The sequence below is a fragment of the Pontimicrobium sp. MEBiC01747 genome (assembly GCF_053601635.1).
The window spans coordinates 1-3,305 of record NZ_JBSHNS010000460.1; the positions used below are offsets into that span (position 1 = coordinate 1).

General features: G+C 32.6%; 5 protein-coding genes. 1 reads left to right on the top strand and 4 read right to left on the bottom strand.

What is annotated here, in order from left to right; translation table 11 throughout:
• Together ACVC2P_RS15135 and ACVC2P_RS15140 are read right to left on the bottom strand one after the other, a co-directional pair.
• Positions 1 to 563 (bottom strand): GAF domain-containing protein (locus ACVC2P_RS15135; protein WP_452599296.1); only part of this gene is annotated, 563 nt, incomplete at its 3' end.
• Between the two features lie 134 nt (positions 564 to 697).
• The gene (locus ACVC2P_RS15140; RefSeq protein ID WP_452599297.1) at positions 698 to 1,354 is read right to left on the bottom strand and encodes an endonuclease III domain-containing protein; all 657 of its coding nucleotides are present in this window, start codon (positions 1,352 to 1,354) and stop codon (positions 698 to 700) included.
• 34 nt (positions 1,355 to 1,388) lie between these two features.
• On the opposite strand from ACVC2P_RS15140, the gene bcp reads away from it, so the two are divergent.
• Positions 1,389 to 1,847, top strand: a complete 459-nt coding sequence (bcp, locus tag ACVC2P_RS15145; protein ID WP_452599298.1) for a thioredoxin-dependent thiol peroxidase — start codon at positions 1,389 to 1,391, stop codon at positions 1,845 to 1,847.
• Between the two features lie 56 nt (positions 1,848 to 1,903).
• Here the strand turns inward: bcp and ACVC2P_RS15150 are convergent, their stop codons facing one another.
• Together ACVC2P_RS15150 and miaE are read right to left on the bottom strand one after the other, a co-directional pair.
• Complete coding sequence (locus ACVC2P_RS15150; RefSeq protein ID WP_452599299.1) at positions 1,904 to 3,076, bottom strand: MFS transporter; 1,173 nt, start codon at positions 3,074 to 3,076, stop codon at positions 1,904 to 1,906.
• A gap of 6 nt (positions 3,077 to 3,082) precedes the next feature.
• The coding region (gene miaE / locus ACVC2P_RS15155) for a tRNA isopentenyl-2-thiomethyl-A-37 hydroxylase MiaE (protein WP_452599300.1) at positions 3,083 to 3,305 on the bottom strand (223 nt) is incomplete at its 5' end.

A 3,305-nucleotide genomic window follows, 5' to 3' on the forward strand; every position in this document is an offset into this window, starting at 1 on the left:
ACAATAGCAGCAAATTTTTCCAAATCATCATTTCTACGCTGTAAGTTTTCTTTTAGCTTTAAAAGCTGTTCGTTTTGTAAACGCTGTTCAAAAAGTGTAACGACTTGTTTGGCAATTATTTGTAGTGCTTTTTTTTGCTCTTGTGTTAAAGTTCTTGGTTTATGGTCATACACGCACAAGGTTCCTAATTTATAGCCTTCACTGTTAACAAGTGAAACACCTGCGTAAAAAATGGCGTTAAACTCTTTTACTAAAGGATTATCATGAAAACGTTCATCTTTTCTAGCGTCTTCAATTATCATAATAGGCGCATCGGAGTTTATAGTATGCCCGCAAAAAGAGATGTTTCTAGGAGACTCATTAAAATCTATTCCATAGTGTGATTTTAGAAAGTTACGGTCGTTATCTAACAGTGTTATTAGTGAGATTGGAGCATCACAAATATCAGAAATAAAACTGGTAATATTATCATATTTATCTTCAGAAGGAGTGTCAAGCAATTTGTATTTTTCTACAGCTTTTTGTCGCTTTCTCTCGTTTTTAGGGAATTTTGGGGAGATCATAATAATCTATTTTATAAGATATTAAAAATTACAATAAGACAATATACACTAATCTATAAGCTGCGCATGTTTTTTTTAAATAATTTCTTATTTTTTCGATTAAAAACAAGTTTTAGGTAGTGTGAGGATATTTCTTACGAATTATTCTTTTTATAGTCTTTTAAAACACTTTGTCTTCCTATAGTTTTAGTTATAATATCTTTCTCTAAATCCCAACCTCGTGCTTGCGAATATTCTCGCCCATACCAAATAATTTGAAGGTGTAAGTCGTTCCATAACTCTTTTGGAAACAAACGTTTAGCGTCTTTTTCTGTCTGTGCAACATTTTTACCATTAGTTAAATTCCAACGGTACATTAAACGATGGATGTGTGTGTCTACAGGAAAAGCAGGCACACCAAAAGCTTGAGACATAACAACACTTGCCGTTTTATGGCCAACAGCTGGAAGCGCTTCTAAAGCTTCAAAACTCTGAGGAACTTTACCATCATGTTTATCAATTAGAATATGAGAAAGTCCATATATACCTTTACTTTTCATAGGAGATAAACCACATGGTCTTATAATTTCTTTTATTTCTTCTACAGAGAGTTTAACCATGTCGTATGGATTATCTGCTTTAGCGAATAGAAGTGGTGTAATTTGGTTAACCCTAACATCTGTACATTGCGCAGATAGTAAAACGGCAACAAGTAAAGTATAAGGGTCTTTATGGTCTAAAGGAATAGGAATTTCTGGATATAATTCATTTAACGTTTTTATTACAAAATTTACCTTTTCTTGTTTCGTCATTAGTCGTATTTTTGATAAAATCAAATTTACGACTATGAATACATTAAAACAAGGTGATACAGTTCCTAATTTTACAGTTAACGATCAAGACGGGAACGCAATCTCTTTAAGTGACTATAAAGGAAAAAAACTAATTGTTTTCTTTTACCCTAAAGCAAATACTCCAGGTTGTACTGCAGAGGCTTGTAACCTGAGTGATAATTATAAGGTATTGCAAGATAAAGGTTTCGAGATTTTAGGTGTTAGTGCAGATACAGAAAAGAAGCAGTCTAACTTTAAAAATAAGTTCGATTTTCCTTATCCGCTTTTAGCCGACACAGAAAAAGAAGTTATAGAAGCTTTTGGTGTATGGGGGTTGAAGAAATTTATGGGGAGAGAGTATGATGGTATACACCGTAAAACGTTTTTAATTGATGAAAACGGAGTTGTTACACATGTTATAGATAAAGTAAAAACAAAAGACCATGCTGCTCAGATTTTAGAGTTGCTATAAGTGCGTTGCACATACAATTTTAAATGCTGTTTGTTAACATTAACAAACAGCATTTTTTATACCGTTTTTCTTTTAAAAAGCACAATAAGCCCTAAAATAGGTCCAATTGCTAGAATAGTATAGTTGTATATTGAAGGGTTGTAAGTGTTTAAAATGCTTAATAGCTGAATGCTTACTATTGTTATTGCAAAACCTACACAGTTTACTATTGTTAAGGCAGTTCCTTTTAGTGTTGTTATGGCGTTTTGTGCTACTAATGTTGAAAATAAAGGAGAGTCTGCAATGACTACAAATCCCCAAAAAAATAGAAAACTAATAAAAAAGATTACTGGAGTTATTGTAAATAGAAGCGGTGAAATTAAACAACATAAAGCAGAGAGTAATAATATAATAGTAGCTGTTTTTTTTGTACCTAAACGAGTGGATACATAGCCAGCAATAACACAAGAGATACTGCCTACTGCAATAATTAAAAACGATAATAAAGGAATATTTAAATTAGCAATGTTATGTAGTTTTTGGTAGCTGGAAAGCATTACAGGAACAAATGCCCAAAAAGCATACAGTTCCCACATATGTCCAAAATAACCAAAAGCAGCTTGTCTAAATGTAAGTTTTTTAAATACTTTAAAAAGAGCTGAGAAGTCTAATTTTTGACTCGGTGTTCTGTAGGGACCATTAGGTACAAAAGCAAATAATAATAAGCCTCCACAAACTGCTAATATAGAAGTAACTATAATAACATATTCCCAAGGGATTATATTAACGAATCCCTTTAAAAAATGCGGAAATGCAGTACCCAAGACCAATGCGCCAACTAAAAAACCTAGTGATTTCCCTAAACCTTTGTTGTAATAATCGGAAGCTATTTTCATGCCTATAGGGTAGATTCCTGCTAGAAAAAAACCTGTAAAAAAGCGCAATACTACTAAACTAAAGAGTGTATTGGTGTTTAACAACATGCTAATGTTAAATAAGGCAGCAACTAATGCGCTTACAAAAAACACTTTTGATGGCGAAAAGCGATCGGCTATAGTTAGTAGGGCAAAAACTAATGTACCAGTAATAAAACCAAATTGAATGGCTGATGTTAAATTACCTAACGCTTGTGCTTCTAAATTAAAATTACTTATTAAATCATTAATAATAGCATTGCTAGCAAACCAAAGCGAAGTACAGCAAAACTGAGAAAATATAATAATAGGAAGAATCCACTTAGCGACTTTCATGAATGATTAACCGTGTATGGTTTCAGATTTACCATAGCGCTTAATAACTTCACTTTCAAAGGCAACAAGTTCTTGCCAACGTTGTTCTACATTAATGTCTTTACCATATTTTCTGGCAAACGTGATAAAGGTTGTGTAGTGTCCAGCCTCGCTAATCATTAATTCTCTGTAAAAGGTAGCTAATTCTTCATCATTAATGTTTTCAGATAATACCTTAAAGCGTTCACAG

What these genes read in the sequence shown, in the direction of transcription:
- bcp (WP_452599298.1), top strand. Translation starts at nt 1,389, where the DNA reads ATGAATACATTAAAACAAGGTGATACAGTTCCTAATTTTACAGTTAAC.
- ACVC2P_RS15140 (WP_452599297.1), bottom strand. Translation starts at nt 1,354, where the DNA reads ATGACGAAACAAGAAAAGGTAAATTTTGTAATAAAAACGTTAAATGAA.
- ACVC2P_RS15150 (WP_452599299.1), bottom strand. Translation starts at nt 3,076, where the DNA reads ATGAAAGTCGCTAAGTGGATTCTTCCTATTATTATATTTTCTCAGTTT.